The organism is Paenibacillus azoreducens, assembly GCF_021654775.1.
GTDB lineage: Bacteria > Bacillota > Bacilli > Paenibacillales > Paenibacillaceae > Paenibacillus_AQ > Paenibacillus_AQ azoreducens.
On sequence record NZ_AP025343.1, the window covers coordinates 2,395,240 to 2,413,216 of the forward strand.

The window sequence follows — 17,977 nt, forward strand, 5'->3', positions numbered from 1 at the left end:
GAAAAAAGCGTAAGACTATGATGAAGGGGAAGAAGACATGGCCTACACCCGTGGTAACTTGGCAGTAAAAGAACAAACACAGACTAAGCGCACATCTCCCGGTTACCGGGAAAAAACGATGGTGGTAACACGCCGTACATCTCTTCCAACGAAAGAGAAGCTGTTGTACCTGCTCACCGTCATTGTATGCGTCATGGTAGCAAGCCTGATCATCTGGCAAAACGCGAATATTTACGGGCTGAACAAGGAATACCAGCAGGCGGAAAGAGCGATTAAAAGTGCGAAAGCGGAAATCAATAAACTGGTCGTATTGAAGCAGCAGCTTGAAGTGGGGATCCGCAATGAAGCGAAAAAGCTTGGATACCAGGAGCCGATCGACCAGCCGGTGATTAATGTGGAACGGACGCCGATAGCTTCCGGAACAGTAAATTCGGACGTGAAGGGAAACGCCAAAAAATAGGCTTGCGAGGGTTGAACGATGGTTAAAAGAATAAAACTGCGCACATTGCTCCTAGGAGGATTCATCACCCTCCTTTTTGTTGTTTTAATATTCCGAATGTTTTCGCTGCAGATTGTGCAGGGACGCGAATGGCATGAGCGGGGCGCCGCCAAATGGGTCAAGGAATCGGATATTCCGGCAGAGCGGGGGATTATTACGGACCGTAACGGGGATGCGCTTGCGATCAATGCTCCCGCATACACAGTCGTTGTCAGTCCTAAGATCATTCAGGCCAATGGCCTGGAAGATATGATCGTGGACGGCCTTCACCAAATTTTGGGCAAGGACGTCAACGAACTGAAGGAGATTATGATCGCAAAAGATCCCAAAAGCGGCGATTTCGCCAAAAGCCGTGAAGTCCGGAACGAAGGCTGGAAAATCGACGAAAACAAGAAAACGCAAATCGATAAGCTGAACGAAAAGCTGAAAGAAGCGCTAAAAGGGAAAAAGAAAGGTCAGGAAACGGGCCTCGGCTTAATAAAAGAATCCAAACGCTATTATCCGAAAGGATCATTAGCTTCCCATGTGTTAGGGTATACGGACCGCCAAGGCAATCCCGTCGCCGGGCTTGAAATCTACATGAATAAGGTCCTGGAGGGAGATAAAGGACATCTGAAATACGAGTCGGATACCTCTGGCGATAAGCTCCCCAATTCGGAAGAAATCTATAAGGCGCCTGTCAATGGAAAAAATATTAAGCTGACGATTGACGATACGATCCAGTATTATATCGAAGATGCAATGAAAGAGGCGTATGATAAATATCAGCCGATCAGTATGACGGTCATCGCGGCCGATCCGAAGACGATGGAGATTCTCGGCATGGCCAATTTGCCGACATTTGATCCGAATACGTATTGGAATACCCAAGATCAGCAGGACTTTTTCAATTATGCTGTCAAAGCGACTTATGAACCGGGTTCCACCTTTAAAATCATCACCTTGGCCGCGGCGGTGCAGGAGAAATTATTTGATCCGAACGCAAAATTCAAGTCCGGCCAAATCATGGCGCCAGGCACGCGGACTCCCCTGCACGACATTGTCCGGTCAGGCTGGGGAACGATCTCTTATCTGGAAGGGGTCAAACGTTCCAGTAACGTGGCTTTCGTTAAACTAGGGGAAATGCTGGGCAAGGAACGGCTGTTGAAGTATATAACGGATTTTGGTTTCGGCAAAAAGACAGGCATCGATCTTCCGGGAGAAATAGCACCGGAAATCAGGCTTCCCGGCCCGGTCGAAACGGCTACTGCTTCTTACGGTCATGGCGTATCCGTTACGCCGATCCAGCAGCTTGCGGCGATCAGCGCCGTGGCAAATGGGGGCAAGCTGTTAAAACCGCAAATCATTAAAGAAACATATGATCCGAACAATGGGACAACGGAGCCTTATAAAGCTGAGGGTCGTCAGGTCATCTCGCCGGAAGCCGCGAAGGAAACAAGCGGATATCTGGAGCAGGTCGTTGCGGATCAGTCGATAGGCACAGGCCGCCATGCATACATTGACGGTTACAGAGTCGCCGGTAAAACCGGTACCGCCGTTAAAAGTATTAATGGACAATACGATTATTCCAAATCGGTCGTTTCCTTTATCGGTTATGCGCCGGTCAACGATCCGAAAATTGCCGTCATCGTCATTATGGACCAGCCTAACGATTCGACGGTGGGCGGGGGCAAGGTTGCCGCTCCTGTCTTTAAAAAGATTGTGCAGCAATCCCTTCAATACATGGGAGTTCCCAAAACGACGACGACTAAAACGGAATCCGGCAGCAAAAACGATGCTATTCAAGCGCAAAACCGTCCGCCTGCCCCGGATCTGGTACAGAAAAGCATAGCCGATGCCGAAAAGCAGCTGCTGAAATCCGGCATCGCGTTTGACACCTTGGGCAAAGGCCCGACGGTCATGAAACAGTTCCCTGCCAAGGGGACGCCGTTAAATCCGGGGCAGCGTATATATCTGCTAACCGAGACCGACAAAACGATGGAGGTTCCCGATCTTAGAGGCGAATCTCTGCGCGATGCCCTGGATGTGCTGACGTTGATGAAAGTGGCCGTAAACGTGAACGGCGAAGGTTATGTTGCCGGCCAGCAGGTCGTCAATCAGGGCGGCAAACGAATCGTGCAGCTGACGATGAAACCATCATACGATCCAAACGAACAGACTGAAGAGGACGCCAATGGGGAGCAAAGCGACCAGCAAAACCAGGAGGACGAAACAAAGAATAGCGATAAAAGCAAAAAGACCAAAAAAACGGACGATAAAAAGGTCCGCTCCTCCACGGGCAGAACCAACGGCAAAAATAGAGACAATTAAACAACCTCTCAAACAGCTTGTTCTAACCCCTGTTTGTCCTGAATACCATGATAGGAATAACGGTCATGATTTCAGGATAAGCGGGGAGGAGTAACAGGTGAAAGTTTCGAACGTAACGCGCAGACGCAGACTGCTGGTGATTTTGACGGGACTATGCTTGCTGTTTGTTGCTATAATAGTAAGGCTCGCTTATGTACAGCTCGGCCAAGGCCCGGAGCTTGCGGCCAAAGCGGAAGAAAACTGGAGAAGAAATATTCCGTCCATGGCCAAAAGGGGAGAAATCCAGGACCGCAACGGTACCGCGCTTGCATACAACATCAGTTCGCCAACGATTATGGCAGTTCCGGTGCAGGTGAAAGATCCGGACAAGACGGCCAAGCTGCTCGCGCCCCTTCTCGGAATGACGGAGGAAAAAGTTAAAAAAACGATTACGAAAAGGGAATCAAGCGTGAAACTACAGCCCGGCGGACGCAAAATTACGATGGAGCTCGCTCAGAAAATTCGTGATTTAGATCTGCCGGGTATCGTTGTTGCTGAGGACAATAAGAGGTATTATCCTTATGGGGATCTTGCAAGCCACATTCTTGGCTTTACGGGAATCGACAATCAGGGGCTGACCGGCATCGAGCAGAAGTATGACAGTGAACTTAAAGGGATCAATGGAAGCGTCTCTTATTTGTCGGATGCAGGCGGACGCATCATGCCGGGCTCCTCGGAGAAATACAACGTTCCGAAGGACGGGCTTACTTTGCAGCTGACACTAGACCAATCCATTCAGTCGATCATGGAGCGGGAGCTGGATCAAGCCATGCTTCAATATCAGGCCAGAGGCGCCTGGTCCATCGCCATGAATCCGAAGACGGGCGAAATTTACGCGATGGCCAGCAGACCGGGATATGAACCGGGCAATTACAAAGAGTACCCGGCGGAAGTGTATAACCGAAACCTGCCGATCTGGATGACATATGAGCCCGGCTCCACCTTCAAGATCATCACTCTTGCAGCTGCGCTTCAGGAAAAAAAGGTGGATTTGAAGAACGAACGATTCTTTGATCCGGGCTACATCAAAATCGGCGGCGCAACGTTGAGATGTTGGAAGCGGGGCGGGCATGGCAGCGAAACCTTTATGCAGGTTGTGGAAAATTCCTGCAACCCCGGGTTTGTCACGCTGGGCAACCGCTTGGGGAAAGATACGCTTTTTGGGTACATCCGCAATTTCGGATTCGGTTCGAAAACGGGGATTGACCTGAACGGGGAAGAAAACGGAATTTTGTTCAAGCTTTCGAAGGTCGGCCCGGTTGAACTGGCAACCACGGCTTTCGGTCAGGGGGTATCGGTTACGCCGATTCAGCAGGTGGCTGCCGTTTCGGCGGCCATAAACGGCGGCAAGCTGTATAAGCCTTATGTGGCCAAAGCGTGGGTGAATCCCGATACAGGCGAAACGGTCAGCGAAAACAAGCCGCAGCTGGTCAGACAAGTGATTTCCGAGGAGACATCCAAGCAGGTCCGTGAAGCGCTGGAAAGCGTCGTGGCCAACGGCACGGGCCGTCCGGCCTTCATTGACGGCTACCGGGTGGGCGGGAAGACGGGGACGGCGCAGATTGTGGTGAACGGAAGGTATTCCGCCTCGGAGCATATCGTTTCCTTTATTGCCTTCGCGCCGGCCGACGATCCTCAGCTTGTGGTATATACCGCCGTGGACAATCCGGCGGGCATCCAGTTCGGAGGCGTGGTAGCTGCGCCAATCGTGCAGCGCATTCTGAAGGATTCGCTTCATGTCCTCAATGTGCCTGAGCGCAAGGATCAAATGCCTAAGGCGTATAGATTCGGAGAAACGCCGATCGTGACCGTGCCGGATTTGGTCGGAGCAACGGTACAGGATTTGTACGAAGATTTGAACATGAACTTCATGCTGGCAAAATCGGGCACCGGCAACACGGTGGTCAGCCAGGCACCAAAGCCGGGCAGCCGCGTGGAGAGGGGGTCGACCATCCGTATTTATATGGGGTCCGATCCCAACCAAGGCGAGCAGGGCAAAGCTCCCGATTAAAGTCTTAATTATCGCAGCAGTGACGATAATAGAAACTAGAGCGAGGGATATGTAATGAAATTAAACGAATTGGCTTCAACACTAACAATCGCACAAATTACAGGCAACGGAGATATCACCATCACCGGTCTTCAGACCGACTCGCGCAAAGTTGCGCCGGGGGACGTATTTATCTGTTTGCCCGGCCATACGGTGGACGGCCATGATTATGCTGCCCAGGCAGTCGAAAAGGGCGCGGTGGCGCTCGTGGCAGAGCGGCAGCTTGATCTTGACCTTCCACAAATTATCGTCAAAGACAGCCGTTATGCCATGGCCGTTATGGCGGATGCCTTTTTTGGCTCCCCAAGCTCGCATATGAAGATGATTGGCGTAACCGGAACCAACGGGAAAACGACAACGACTTACCTGATCGAAAAAATGATGAATGATCACGGGGTGCCTACAGGCCTGATCGGAACGATCCAAATGCGTTACGGCGGCCGTACGTTCCCGATGTCCGGAACGACACCCGAAGCGCTTGAACTGCAGCGTTCCCTGGATGACATGTCCGCAAACGGCGTGCAGTGCTGCGTGATGGAGGTTTCCTCCCATGCGCTGGAGCAGGGGCGCGTGAAGGGGACCGATTTCCGCACGGCGGTGTTCACCAACCTGACTCAGGATCATCTCGATTACCATAAAACGATGGATGAGTACAAAGCGGCCAAGGGGCTTTTCTTCGCCCGGCTCGGCAACAAATTCGCGCATCAGAAAAACCAGCGGAAATATGCCGTGCTGAACGCCGATGACGAGGCTTCAAGCTATTTCGCCAAGGTGACCGCGGCCGAGGTGGTTACATACGGTCTCGGCGAAAAAGCCGATGTGCGCGCATCGAATATTTCCATCACGGCCCAAGGCACATCTTTTCATGTGGATACGTTCCGGGGCAGCACCGATATTAACCTGAAAATGGTCGGCAAATTTAACGTTTATAATGCGCTGGCCGCCATTACGGCAGGTTTGCTGGAAGGGCTGGAGCTGGACGGGATTAAGCGCAGCCTCGAGTCGGTGCCTGGCGTTGACGGACGCGTGGAATCCGTGGATGAAGGACAGCCGTTTGCGGTTATCGTGGACTATGCCCATACTCCGGATGGTTTGGAAAATGTGCTGAAAACCGTAAATGAATTTGCCAAAGGCCGGGTGATTACCGTATTTGGCTGCGGCGGGGACCGCGACCGGACCAAACGTCCGACCATGGGCAAACTGGCGGCAAAATACAGCGATTTTGTCATGGTTACTTCGGATAACCCGCGGACTGAAGACCCGGAACTCATCCTGAAAGATATCGAGGCCGGCTTGCATGAGGATTCCGTTCCGCAAGAGCGCTATCAGCTCATCGTGGACCGGCGCGAGGCCATTCAAAAGGCTATTGAAATGGCAAGCCCGGACGATGTAGTATTGATTGCGGGGAAAGGTCATGAGACCTACCAAATTATTGGGCATACAAAATACGATTTTGATGATCGCGTAGTTGCCAAGGAAGCGATAAGGGGTATGGATAAGTGATTACGAAAAAGCTGGGTGAAGTAGCGGTCATGTGCGGAGGAGAGCTTGCGCATGACCATGATTATGATATACAGGTGAAAGGGGTTTTTACGGATTCGCGCAAGCTTGTCGCCGGCAGGCTGTTTGTGCCGCTTGTCGGTGAGAAGTTCGACGGCCATGCCTTTGCTGCGGCAGCGCTTGAAGGCGGCGCATGCGGCGTCCTCTGGCAGCGCGACCGCGGCGTTCCGCCACAAGGTCCCGTCATTTTGGTGGATGATACGCTTGACGCGCTGCAGGCAATGGCCAAAGCTTATTTGGCGGAAGTCGGCTGCCGCGTGGTCGGCATAACGGGAAGCAACGGCAAAACGACCACCAAGGACATGGTTTATGCGCTGCTGAAAACGTCCTTTAAGGTTCATAAAACCGGCGGGAATTTCAATAACCATATCGGTATGCCGCTGACCATTCTGGAAATGCCTGCCGACACGGAAATTGCCGTACTGGAGATGGGCATGAGCGGAAGACATGAAATTGAGTGTCTGTCCGCGATTGCAAGCCCCGAAGTGGCGGTCATTACCAATATCGGCGAGGCTCATCTGTTGCAGCTTGGATCAAGACATGAAATTGCCCGTGCCAAGCTGGAAATCGCAAGCGGCATGAAGCAGGGCGGTTTGCTGGTGTACCATGGCGATGAGCCGTTGATCCCGCTTGTGCTGGATGAACCGGATACCATCAAACCCGAAGGGCTCAAAACATTTACCTTCGGTATGGATCCGGGCAAAAATAGCGACTATCCAACCGGCATGATGTTCCACAGCAAAGGCGTTATTTTTACATCTCATCTTCATCCGGAGGCCGGACTCGAACTGCCGCTGCTTGGCCAGCATAATGTCATCAACTGTTTGGCTGCGCTTGCTGTCGCGGATTACTTCGGCGTCGGCGCCGAAGAGATTCGCGAAGGTCTCTCCGGGCTTCATTTGACCGGAATGCGCATCGAGCAAATCACCGCTCCGAGCGGGCTGACAGTCCTGAGCGACGCCTACAATGCCAGTCCGATGTCCATGAAAGCGGCGATCGATGTACTGGACAGCCTGAAGGGACACCGCCGCAAAATTGCCGTTCTCGGGGACATGCTTGAGCTTGGGCCGAAAGAGTTCGAGTATCATGCTGAAGTCGGGGAATACGCTGCGGATGGCAAAGTGGATATGCTGTATGCTTTCGGTACGCTATCTGCAGAGATGGCGAAAGCCGCCCGGTTAAAAAATCCGGAGATGCTCGTATACCATTTTGACGATAAAAAAGAACTTATTTCTCACCTCGCCGGGCAAGTGCATCCCAAGGATATTGTGCTGATCAAAGCTTCGCGCGGCATGAAATTGGAAGAAGTTGTGGATGCTCTTGTCAAGGAAGACTTTCATAATTAACGTACGAGGGGGGTGAATCCATGGACTATCAACTACTGCTATTAACTATAGGCGTTTCATTTATTCTTGCCGTCATTGCCTCACCGCTTCTGATTCCGCTGCTCAGGCGCTTGAAATTTGGGCAGCAGGTGCGTGACGACGGGCCGCAGAGCCATCTGAAAAAAGCCGGCACACCCACGATGGGCGGCGTCGTGATCATTTTGGCGTTTACGCTGACCTTCTTGAAATTTTCGGTCGTGAATACCGATTTTTATGTGCTGCTGGTGGCAACGTTAGGATTTGGCCTCATCGGATTTCTCGATGATTATATCAAAATCGTATTTAGACGTTCGCTCGGACTGACGGCACGCCAGAAACTGATCGGCCAGCTGCTTTTTGCGGCGATTATGTGCATACTGCTGATACAAAACGGCCACAGCACGGCGATCAGCATTCCGGGAACTTCCTTGTCATTCGACTGGGGCGGATTTTTCTATTACCCGTTTATCGTGATCATGATGCTGGCCATCAGCAACGCGGTTAACTTTACGGATGGCCTGGACGGTTTGCTGTCGGGAGTCAGCGCCATCGCTTTCGCCGCTTTTGCGCTTGTGGCGATGCAGGCGACATCGTTGTCGGCAGCCGTATGCGCTGCAGCCATGATCGGTGCGGTGCTTGGATTCCTCGTATTTAATGCGCATCCCGCCAAAGTGTTTATGGGCGATACGGGTTCGCTTGGCATTGGGGGGGCCATCGGGGCGATTGCGATCGTAACCAAAACCGAGCTGCTGTTCATCATCATCGGCGGCGTGTTCGTCATCGAAATGCTGTCCGTCGTGCTGCAGGTGGTCTCTTTTAAAACCAGAGGCAAACGCATATTTAAAATGAGTCCGATCCACCATCACTTCGAATTGTCCGGCTGGTCGGAATGGCGCGTAGTCATCACGTTCTGGTTTGTAGGCATCATACTCGCAGGCATTGGACTTTACTTGAACAAGGGGTTGTAGACAATGAAGCATCCAGAATTATACAGGGGCAAGGAAGTTATCGTATTGGGGCTGGCTAAAAGCGGTGTACAAGTTGCCAAAGTTTTGCACAGCTTCGGCGCGATTGTAACGGCAAACGATCAAAAAGACAGAGATCAATGTCCAGAAGCCGGGGAACTGGAGGCGCTCGGAATTACCGTCATTTGTGGCGGACATCCGGAGAATCTGGTTCATCCCGGTATTTCTCTGCTTGTCAAAAATCCGGGTATTCCCTATAAGGTTCAGCCTGTGCAAAAAGCGTTGGACCTTGGCATTGATGTGATAACCGAAGTGGAAGTTGCCTATCATATCTGTGATGCGCCGATCATCGGCATTACCGGCTCCAACGGGAAAACGACAACGACAACCTGGGTCGGCAATATGCTGGAAGAAGCCGGCATGCGTCCGATTGTGGCAGGAAATATCGGCACGCCGCTATGCGAAGCCGCGCTAGGCGCGGACAGCGGCAATTGGATGGTGACCGAGCTCAGCAGTTTTCAACTGAAAGGTACGCGGGAATTCAGACCTCGCATCGGATGTTTGCTTAATGTGGCGGAAACGCATTTGGATTACCATGGGGACATGGAAGATTACGTAGCTTCCAAAGCGAAAATATTTGCCAATCAGGGAGAAGGAGATACCGCAGTCCTCAATTGGGATGATTCAACCTGCCGCAAGCTCGTTCCCTACATCAAGGCCAAACTGCTGCCGTTCTCTACCAATGAAGAGTTGGTGGAAGGGGTTTATGTCAGCCCGCCTTATATCCCGGATGTAGAGGATTCGCTGCCGCGTGCGATCGTATACCGCGATGCGCACGGTCAGGTGACGGAGATCATCCCCGTGGAGGAAGTCGGTATTCCGGGCCGCTTTAATATCGCAAACGCGGCGGCGGCCTGTGCGATTTCGATCGCGGCAGGCGCGCCTCTAGATCGGTTAAGAGGCCCATTGTCCTCCTTCCGCGGCGTTGAACACCGGTTGGAATATGTAATGGATCGCAGTGACGTCGCTTTTTACAACAATTCCAAGGCTACCAATTCCAAAGCGACGGCGATGGCGCTCGCATCCTTTAAAAGGCCAATTGTGCTGATTGCCGGAGGACTGGACCGCGGTTCGGATTATACGGAATTAGTGCCGGTTTTGTCGGAGCGGGTGAAGGCGGTCGTAGCGCTTGGCCAAACCGCGCATAAAATTGCGAAAGCAGCCGAAATGGCGGGATTAAAGCAGATTGTTGTCGTCGATAATGGAGAGGACGCCGCCGAAACGCTCCGCGCAGCTGTAAAAGAAGCTGCAGCCGCCGCAAGCCCGGGAGACATCGTGCTTTTGTCACCGGCTTGTGCCAGCTGGGACATGTTTGCCTCATACGAGGTGCGTGGACGCATTTTTAAAGAGGCGGTGCATAATCTTTAAGTAGGGGGGTGGATAAGCCCCTACTTTTGTGCAAAAGGTGGCCTCTTCATGAACAAGACACGCCCGGCGCCGGATTTGTGGCTTTTTCTCTGCATTTTGAGCTTGCTGATCGTCGGTATGATTATGGTGTACAGCGCAGGCTCTGTATTGGCATTTCACGAATATGGGGATTCCTTTTATTTCGTTAAGCGTCAATTGCTGTTTGCAGGATTGGGACTTGCTGCAATGTTTTTTACAGCCAGCATCGATTTTCGCGTTTGGAAAAAATATGCCCAGATCATCTTGATCGTTTGCTTCGCGCTTCTCGTCATTGTTTTGATCCCCGGGGTCGGGGTTGTGCGCGGAGGCGCTCGCAGCTGGCTTGGGATCAGTTCGTTTGGCATACAGCCCTCCGAGTTTATGAAACTCGGCATGATTCTTTTTCTCTCCAAATGGCTGAGCAGCGAGGAGTGGGATATCACGAAGTTCGGCAGAGGCTTGATGCCGCCGCTTGGCCTGCTCGGTCTGGCTTTCGGTCTGATTATGCTTCAACCGGATTTGGGCACGGGCACTGTTATGATGGGGGCGTCCATGATGATTATTTTTACGGCCGGAGCCCGTCTTAGCCATTTAGGGATGCTCGGCTTGGCCGGAGCGGCCGGGTTCGTCGGACTTATTCTTGCAGCGCCTTATCGGCTAAAGCGCATTACCGCGTTCCTTGATCCGTGGTCCGACCCGCTGGGGGCAGGTTATCAAATTATTCAATCATTGTACGCTATCGGCCCGGGAGGGCTGGGCGGCCTTGGGCTTGGCATGAGTCGGCAAAAGTACAGCTATGTTCCGGAGCCGCAAACGGATTTTATATTTTCGATTCTAGCTGAAGAACTTGGCTTCATCGGCGGTCTGATCGTGCTGCTGCTGTTCCTGATTTTGGTATGGCGGGGCATGCGCATTGCGATGACGATTCCGGACCGCTTTGGCAGCTTGCTTGCCGTAGGTATCATAGGCATGGTTGCGGTTCAAGTCGTCATTAACATCGGCGTGGTCATCGGACTTATGCCGGTAACCGGCATTACGCTGCCGCTCATCAGCTATGGCGGATCATCGCTTACACTGATGCTGACCGCCTTGGGAATTTTACTTAATCTATCACGTTATGCGAGGTGATCAGCATGCGCGTCGTTCTAACCGGCGGCGGTACCGGAGGGCATATTTATCCGGCTGTCGCTGTTGCGAGGCAGTGTGAAATAGAAGATCCTAATTCAGAATTTTTATATATCGGCGGTACGAGAGGTTTGGAAAGCAAACTGGTGCCGCAAGAGCAAATTCCTTTTCAATCGATTGATATTACCGGCTTCCGCCGCAAATTGTCCGCAGACAATCTTAAGACGGTGATCCGGTTTCTCAAAGGCGTGAAAACATCCAAACGGATGCTGGCCGAATTTAAGCCGGACGTGGTGATCGGTACCGGCGGTTATGTATGCGGCCCTGTCGTTTATGCGGCGGCCAAGCTCGGTATTCCGTGCATGATCCATGAACAAAATGCGATTCCCGGGTTGACTAACAAATTTCTCAGTAAATATGTCAATACCGTTGCTGTAAGCTTTGAGGGTTCGGAACATTTCTTCCCTAAAGCAAAGCGGGTTATCTATACAGGCAATCCGCGGGCAACCACCGTGCAATCTGCCAATCGGGAACGCGGGTTTGCAACGCTTGGCATCCCGATGGAAAGTTCTGTCGTGCTTGTTGTTGGCGGAAGTCGCGGGGCAAAAGCCATCAATGATGCGATGATCGACATGGCGCCGATGTTGGAAGATCTCAAGCATATCCATTTCGTATACGTGACCGGGGAGAATTACTTCGAGAAGACGCGGGAAGATGTTCGCAGAAGACTCGGAAGCATGCCGAATCATCTGCATGTACTTCCGTACGTGCATAATATGCCGGAGGTACTGGCAGCGACTTCACTTATCGTCAACCGGGCAGGAGCATCCTTCCTTGCCGAAATTACTTCTTTGGGGATTCCTTCCGTCTTGATTCCGTCGCCAAACGTCACCAACAATCACCAGGAAGCCAATGCAAGGCAGCTTGAGAAAGCGGGAGCGGCGAAGGTTATTTTGGAAAAGGATTTGACGGGGCGGCAGCTCTATCAAATGATTGAGGAAATCATGGGCGATATCCAGGTGCAAAAGGGTATGTCCGAGCAATCCCGCAGATTGGGCAAGCCCGATTCCGCCAATATGATCGTCGAAGAGATGCGCCGACTGACGGCAGGACGCTAAACGGGCTGGGCGATTGTCACACACCGGGTACGTACGACATAAGATACTCTATAATCGTGACAGTCACCACCCGAAAGCCGGCCCCCTGGATTGACCCGAATGTTGCAGTCCGATCCGTAGCTGTCCCTATTACGGATATTCTTGCATTCAGGCAAATACCGGTTAATTGACGAGAGCCGCCCGCCGCAAGTAACTGTATCCATGCACGCCGGAGCCCGCGGGTCTGATGTGTCACGCTAGAATAAATAAGTCCGCTGAAAGATTGTACTGGATATTCACCGGTCAAACGACAGCAGAGGACGTTCTCATTCCAAAGCATTGACGTTAACGGGATGTCAATTCCGGGTAAGGCATCAGGGCAGATGCCTCTTGAGGATCATGCAGCGGTTGAGGGGTAAACTCGGAGGTGATACATTGGACAAATTGGTGATTGAGGGTGGCAAATCCCTATCAGGAACCATACGTATCCATGGAGCAAAAAATGCCGCTCTGCCTATTTTGGCAGCGAGCTTGTTGGCCGCAGGCAAGGTTCAGCTGAGCAATGTTCCCCGTCTTCTGGATATTGAAGTGATGCTGAACATCCTGGATCGGATCGGCTGCACGACCTTGCATGATCGGGAGACGGTTGTAGTGGATACGTCGTCCGCCAATTCGTTTCATGTACCGGAAGATTTGATGAAGCAGATGCGTTCTTCCATCTTTTTGATGGGGCCTCTGCTGGCGAGGTTTGGGGAGGTGGCCGTATACCAGCCCGGCGGCTGCGCGATTGGAGAACGCAAAATCGATCTTCATCTTCGGGGGCTTAAAGCGCTTGGCGCCGAAATCGAGGAACTCGAAGAGCAGATTATTTGCAGGGCCGCTAAACTGAAAGGTACCGATATCCATCTTGATTTCCCCAGTGTCGGTGCGACCGAAAACATCATGATGGCGGCCGTTATGGCCGAAGGCACGACAATCATCACCAATGCGGCGCGCGAGCCGGAAATTCAGGATTTGCAGAATTTCCTGAATGCCATGGGCGGAAGCATTATCGGGGCGGGAACGGACACGATTACGATCCAGGGGGTAAGCCGGTTATCGCCCTGTTCGTATACGATTATCCCCGACCGGATCGTGGCAGGGACCGTAATGATTGCCGCGGCCGCAACCAGGGGCAACGTGACGCTGACTCATTCGAATCCGGCGCATCTGTCATCCTTGATCCACGTCCTCAAGCGGGCCGGTGTTCAAATCAGTACCTGCAATGATATAATAAATGTGAGCTGCATGAGCCGTCCCAAAGCGATTGAACGTATTGTGACATCGCCGTATCCGTCATTTCCGACCGATTTGCAGTCCCAGGTGATGGTGCTGTTGTCGCTCGCCGACGGTTTCAGCGTGATGAAAGAGACGGTTTTTGAAGGCCGGTTTAAGCATGTGGATGAGCTGACCCGGATGGGGGCGGATATATCGACTGATTTAAACTGCGCATTTATCCGCGGCGTACAGCGGCTTTATGGAGCCACTGTGGAAGCGACGGATTTAAGAGCCGGAGCGGCGCTTGTGATTGCCGGACTGGCTGCCCAAGGGAAAACAATCGTGGAACAGGTGCATCATATAGACAGAGGATATGAACATATTGAGCAATTATTCCAAAATTTAGGTGCGGATATGCACCGATTTACACCGGTGCCCAAATCACTGGATTTAGCTAATTAACACCATGCTTATCCCCTCTGCCAGAGGGGATAAGAGGTATTTTGTGGAGAGAATCCTATGCCAAAAGCTCACATTCCCGTTTTAAAAGAAAACAAGCCCAAGAAAAAGTCCAGCCGGAAAGTCATTGCCGTTTTGGTGCTGTTGTTTGCCGCGATCCTGGTCGTTTTGTTCTTCCGCTCACCCGTAAGCCAGGTGACGGAGATCCAATTTACGGGCAGCACATTCTCCTCAAGGGAGCAGTTACTGAAGGCCAGTGGGCTGAAGATGGGAAGCCAATATTTTGGCGTTTCGCCTTCCAACGTTGAAAGCCAGCTGTTACAAATCAAATCGATTCAAAAAGCGGTAGTGGACAAGCATTTCCCGGGCAAAATCAGCGTGAGCATCCAAGAGTACCCGACAGTGGCTTACGAACTGGGGGCTGACGGGAAACTCGATGCGATTCTGGCCAGCGGTTCCAAAGTTGCCGTAAACAGCAGCGGTATCGCTGTGGAGAAGCCGATTTTGACCAAATGGAGCGCCGATGATCCTAATAAAGCCAAGCTGTGCAAGGTGCTGGGGCAAATCCCGAATGAGCTGACCTCGGATATTTCTGAGATTATGCCTTCTCCAACGGCCTCTTTTCCAGACAGAATCAAGATGTACACCAGATCCCGTTTTATTGTGATCACTTCGATCTCGCTTTTGACCGATAAAATCGAATATTTGAATCAGGTGATCGAGACGGCGCAGCCGGGGACCATTACGATGCTGGAGGCTGACTCATACACACCTTTTCAGCCTGTAACGACCGAGGACCCGAGCCAAAAAGCCACTACTCATGGCAACTAAAAAATGTTACAATTAATTTTATGGGTTATCTATACAGTTCGAACTAAATTTTGTTTTTTTAATGCCGATAAAGTTATTCGGAGAGAAAAGGTGTTTGTTCGTTTTGTCATTGAAGTATCCCTCTTTTTTCTTTAAATTTTTATATTGGATTAGTAAAAGTTGGCATCGAAAAAATTGTAGAAAAAAGAGGGATCGATTATTCTATGTTGAATATGTAGAATTGAGTGTTTGAGTCATTTGGGAAGATATTTTAGAAAACAGGAGGTGCCACAGTTGAGCAACAATGACATCATTGTTAGTTTGGACATCGGTACATCCAAAGTTCGTGCTATTATTGGGGAAGTGAATAATGGAACCTTTAATATTATTGGAGTTGGATCTGCCGACTCGGAAGGAATTCGCAAAGGTGCGATTGTAGATATTGACCAGACAGTTCAATCTATCCGCAGTGCCGTTGATCATGCGGAACGCATGGTCGGTATTGAAATATCGGAGGTTTATGTCGGCATTTCGGGCAATCATATCGGACTTCAATCCAGCCACGGTGTCGTGGCAGTATCGAACGAGGATCGGGAAATTGGCGAGGAGGATATTGAACGCGTGCTTAAAGCCGCGGAGGTTGTGGCTCTTCCGCCTGATCGGGAAATCATTGATGTGGTTGCAAAACAATACGTAGTAGACGGCCTGGAGGGAATTCATGATCCGCGCGGCATGATCGGCGTCCGGTTGGAAGTCGAAGCCATCATCATTACAGGCGCGAAGACGGCCATACATAATCTGTTGCGCTGCGTTGAAAAATCAGGTCTCAAAATTAAAGATCTGGTTCTCATGTCTTTAGGGGCGGGACAACTTGCCTTATCTAAGGATGAGAAAACGATGGGCTCGGTATTGGTCGATATCGGTGCAGGATCTACGACAATCGCCATTTTTGAAGAAGGCACCATGGTTTCAACGTCTACACTGCCGATTGGCGGTGAATTTGTGACTAATGATATCGCTTATGGCCTGCGGACGCTGACGGATCAGGCGGAGAAGGTCAAGCTGAAATACGGCTGCGCCCTGATGGCGGATGCCGCTCCTGACGTTACCTTCAAAGTTGTCCGTATCGGCAGCAATGTGGAGAAAGAATTCAACCAAGAAGATTTGGCTGCGATCATTGAGCCGCGGGTACAGGAAATATTCCATCTAATCCGTGAAGAAGTGAAACGTCTTGGTTACGTTGAGCTCCCAGGGGGTTATATACTTACTGGCGGCACTGTATCCATGCCAGGAGTTTTGCAGGTTGCCCAGAGCGAACTCGCAACATCCGTCAGAATTGCCGTGCCTGATTATATTGGTGTAAGAGACCCTGGTTATACCAGCGGTGTCGGCATTTTGCACAACGTCATGCGCAGCATCCGATTGCGCAGCACAAGCGGCGCAAACGTGAGCAGTGCGGGCAACAAGAAAACAGTGAACCGCCCTAAAGCGAGTCCTGCTTCGAATCCGGAGACCGCCCAGAAACCCGGCTTTATTGAAAGATTGAAAAATATTTTCAGTGATTTCATATAGGCTAAATAAAGTGGACGGGCCATCCATGCACAATGAGGGGGAGATGGAAAAGTATGTTGGAATTTGATTTTGAAATGGAGAGCTTGGCGCAGATTAAAGTAATTGGAGTAGGTGGCGGCGGAAGCAACGCCGTTAACCGCATGATTGAAAATGGCGTACAAGGCGTGGAATTCATTACGGTGAATACCGACGCCCAAGCTTTACATATGGCCAAATCGGAACATAAACTGCAAATCGGGGATAAATTGACCCGCGGTCTTGGTGCCGGAGCCAACCCTGAAGTGGGCAAAAAGGCGGCTGAAGAGTCGCGTGAATTGATCATGAATACCCTCAAAGGTGCTGACATGGTGTTCGTTACCGCTGGTATGGGCGGCGGCACAGGAACAGGCGCTGCTCCGGTCATTGCGGAAGTCGCAAAAGAATGTGGAGCATTGACCGTAGGCGTGGTGACACGCCCGTTTACATTTGAAGGGCCCAGACGTTCCAAACAGGCCGTATTGGGTATTGATGCTCTCAGAGAAAAAGTCGATACGCTGATTGTTATTCCTAATGATCGACTCTTGGAAATCGTAGATAAAAAGACTCCGATGCTTGAAGCTTTCCGCGCAGCCGACAACGTGCTTCATCAAGCGGTGCAAGGTATTTCCGACTTGATCCAGGTTCCTGGCCTTATCAACCTCGACTTTGCGGACGTAAAAACGATCATGACCGAGCGTGGTTCCGCTTTGATGGGAATCGGCGTTGCCAATGGAGAGAACCGTGCAGCGGAAGCGGCTCGGAAAGCGATTATGAGTCCGCTGCTCGAGACTTCGATCGACGGCGCTCGTGGCGTCATCATGAACATTACCGGTGGAGCGAACCTGTCGCTTTACGAGGTTAACGAAGCGGCTGAGATTGTAACCGCCGCTTCCGATCCAGAAGTGAACATGATCTTCGGTGCAATCATCGACGAAGGTATGAATGATGATATTAAGGTAACCGTCATCGCGACCGGTTTCGAGAGCCATGGCGTGCCGGCGCAGCCTGTACGTAAGCCGGGAGCAGCGCCAGCCGAACCCGAGGTGACCCGCAGCAACCAGACGAGTAACCTTCGTCCGTTTGGCAACCAGCCTAGCGGCGATCAATTGGACATTCCGACATTCCTGCGGAATCGTTCACGTCAGAACAAGGAATAATAACATCCTATTTGCATAAAGACCCGTATTCCATATTGAATGGAAGCGGGTCTTTTGTGTTATAAGTCATTAAGACCTGCCAGATGCTTAAATACCGTTAACGAAACCGGGGAGGTCTATAGCTGCACATAGGTGAAGAGGAATGGTAGGGTGAGTGAATAGTACGGAAAAGATGCGCGAAACTGTGGGCTTGCACATAGGTGAAGAACAACGGCCGGTTGGGTGAACTATGCGTGAATGATGCGCTAA

At 51.3% G+C, this 17,977-nt stretch carries 13 protein-coding genes; all 13 read left to right on the top strand.

Annotation, left to right across the window (positions count from 1 at the left end):
• Positions 1 to 37: 37 nt before the first annotated feature.
• The 13 genes from L6442_RS10170 to ftsZ all read left to right on the top strand — a co-directional run bounded on the left by L6442_RS10170 (position 38) and on the right by ftsZ (position 17,728).
• Complete coding sequence (locus tag L6442_RS10170; RefSeq protein WP_194230038.1) at positions 38 to 460, top strand: FtsB/FtsL family cell division protein; 423 nt, start codon at positions 38 to 40, stop codon at positions 458 to 460.
• Positions 461 to 478: 18 nt separating this feature from the next.
• Positions 479 to 2,809: a penicillin-binding transpeptidase domain-containing protein gene (locus L6442_RS10175; protein ID WP_212980092.1), complete on the top strand. Its 2,331-nt coding sequence runs from the start codon at positions 479 to 481 to the stop codon at positions 2,807 to 2,809.
• Between the two features lie 97 nt (positions 2,810 to 2,906).
• A complete protein-coding gene (locus L6442_RS10180) occupies positions 2,907 to 4,859 on the top strand; it encodes a stage V sporulation protein D (RefSeq protein ID WP_212980093.1) in 1,953 nt (650 codons plus the stop codon).
• Between the two features lie 54 nt (positions 4,860 to 4,913).
• A complete protein-coding gene (locus L6442_RS10185) occupies positions 4,914 to 6,401 on the top strand; it encodes a UDP-N-acetylmuramoyl-L-alanyl-D-glutamate--2,6-diaminopimelate ligase (RefSeq protein WP_212980094.1) in 1,488 nt (495 codons plus the stop codon).
• The gene (locus L6442_RS10190; protein WP_306436701.1) at positions 6,401 to 7,804 is read left to right on the top strand and encodes a UDP-N-acetylmuramoyl-tripeptide--D-alanyl-D-alanine ligase; all 1,404 of its coding nucleotides are present in this window, start codon (positions 6,401 to 6,403) and stop codon (positions 7,802 to 7,804) included. Before L6442_RS10185 ends, L6442_RS10190 begins: the two co-directional genes overlap by 1 nt.
• 20 nt (positions 7,805 to 7,824) lie before the next feature.
• Positions 7,825 to 8,790, top strand: coding sequence for a phospho-N-acetylmuramoyl-pentapeptide-transferase (gene mraY / locus L6442_RS10195; RefSeq protein WP_194230033.1), 966 nt, complete (start codon positions 7,825 to 7,827; stop codon positions 8,788 to 8,790).
• 3 nt (positions 8,791 to 8,793) lie between these two features.
• Positions 8,794 to 10,215, top strand: coding sequence for a UDP-N-acetylmuramoyl-L-alanine--D-glutamate ligase (gene murD, locus L6442_RS10200; RefSeq protein ID WP_212980096.1), 1,422 nt, complete (start codon positions 8,794 to 8,796; stop codon positions 10,213 to 10,215).
• Positions 10,216 to 10,263: 48 nt separating this feature from the next.
• Positions 10,264 to 11,361 carry a stage V sporulation protein E gene (spoVE, locus tag L6442_RS10205; RefSeq protein ID WP_194230031.1) on the top strand — a complete coding sequence of 366 codons (1,098 nt, stop codon included), beginning with the start codon at positions 10,264 to 10,266 and terminating at the stop codon, positions 11,359 to 11,361.
• A 5-nt stretch (positions 11,362 to 11,366) separates the two neighbouring features.
• Positions 11,367 to 12,476, top strand: coding sequence for an undecaprenyldiphospho-muramoylpentapeptide beta-N-acetylglucosaminyltransferase (murG, locus tag L6442_RS10210; protein WP_212980097.1), 1,110 nt, complete (start codon positions 11,367 to 11,369; stop codon positions 12,474 to 12,476).
• Between the two features lie 414 nt (positions 12,477 to 12,890).
• Positions 12,891 to 14,174, top strand: coding sequence for a UDP-N-acetylglucosamine 1-carboxyvinyltransferase (gene murA / locus L6442_RS10215; protein ID WP_212980098.1), 1,284 nt, complete (start codon positions 12,891 to 12,893; stop codon positions 14,172 to 14,174).
• Between the two features lie 57 nt (positions 14,175 to 14,231).
• On the top strand, positions 14,232 to 15,002 hold the full coding sequence (locus L6442_RS10220; protein WP_194230028.1) for a cell division protein FtsQ/DivIB: 771 nt from the start codon (positions 14,232 to 14,234) through the stop codon (positions 15,000 to 15,002).
• A gap of 273 nt (positions 15,003 to 15,275) precedes the next feature.
• Positions 15,276 to 16,553 carry a cell division protein FtsA gene (gene ftsA / locus L6442_RS10225; RefSeq protein ID WP_194230027.1) on the top strand — a complete coding sequence of 426 codons (1,278 nt, stop codon included), beginning with the start codon at positions 15,276 to 15,278 and terminating at the stop codon, positions 16,551 to 16,553.
• A 53-nt stretch (positions 16,554 to 16,606) separates the two neighbouring features.
• The gene (gene ftsZ, locus L6442_RS10230; RefSeq protein ID WP_194230026.1) at positions 16,607 to 17,728 is read left to right on the top strand and encodes a cell division protein FtsZ; all 1,122 of its coding nucleotides are present in this window, start codon (positions 16,607 to 16,609) and stop codon (positions 17,726 to 17,728) included.
• Positions 17,729 to 17,977: the final 249 nt, after the last annotated feature.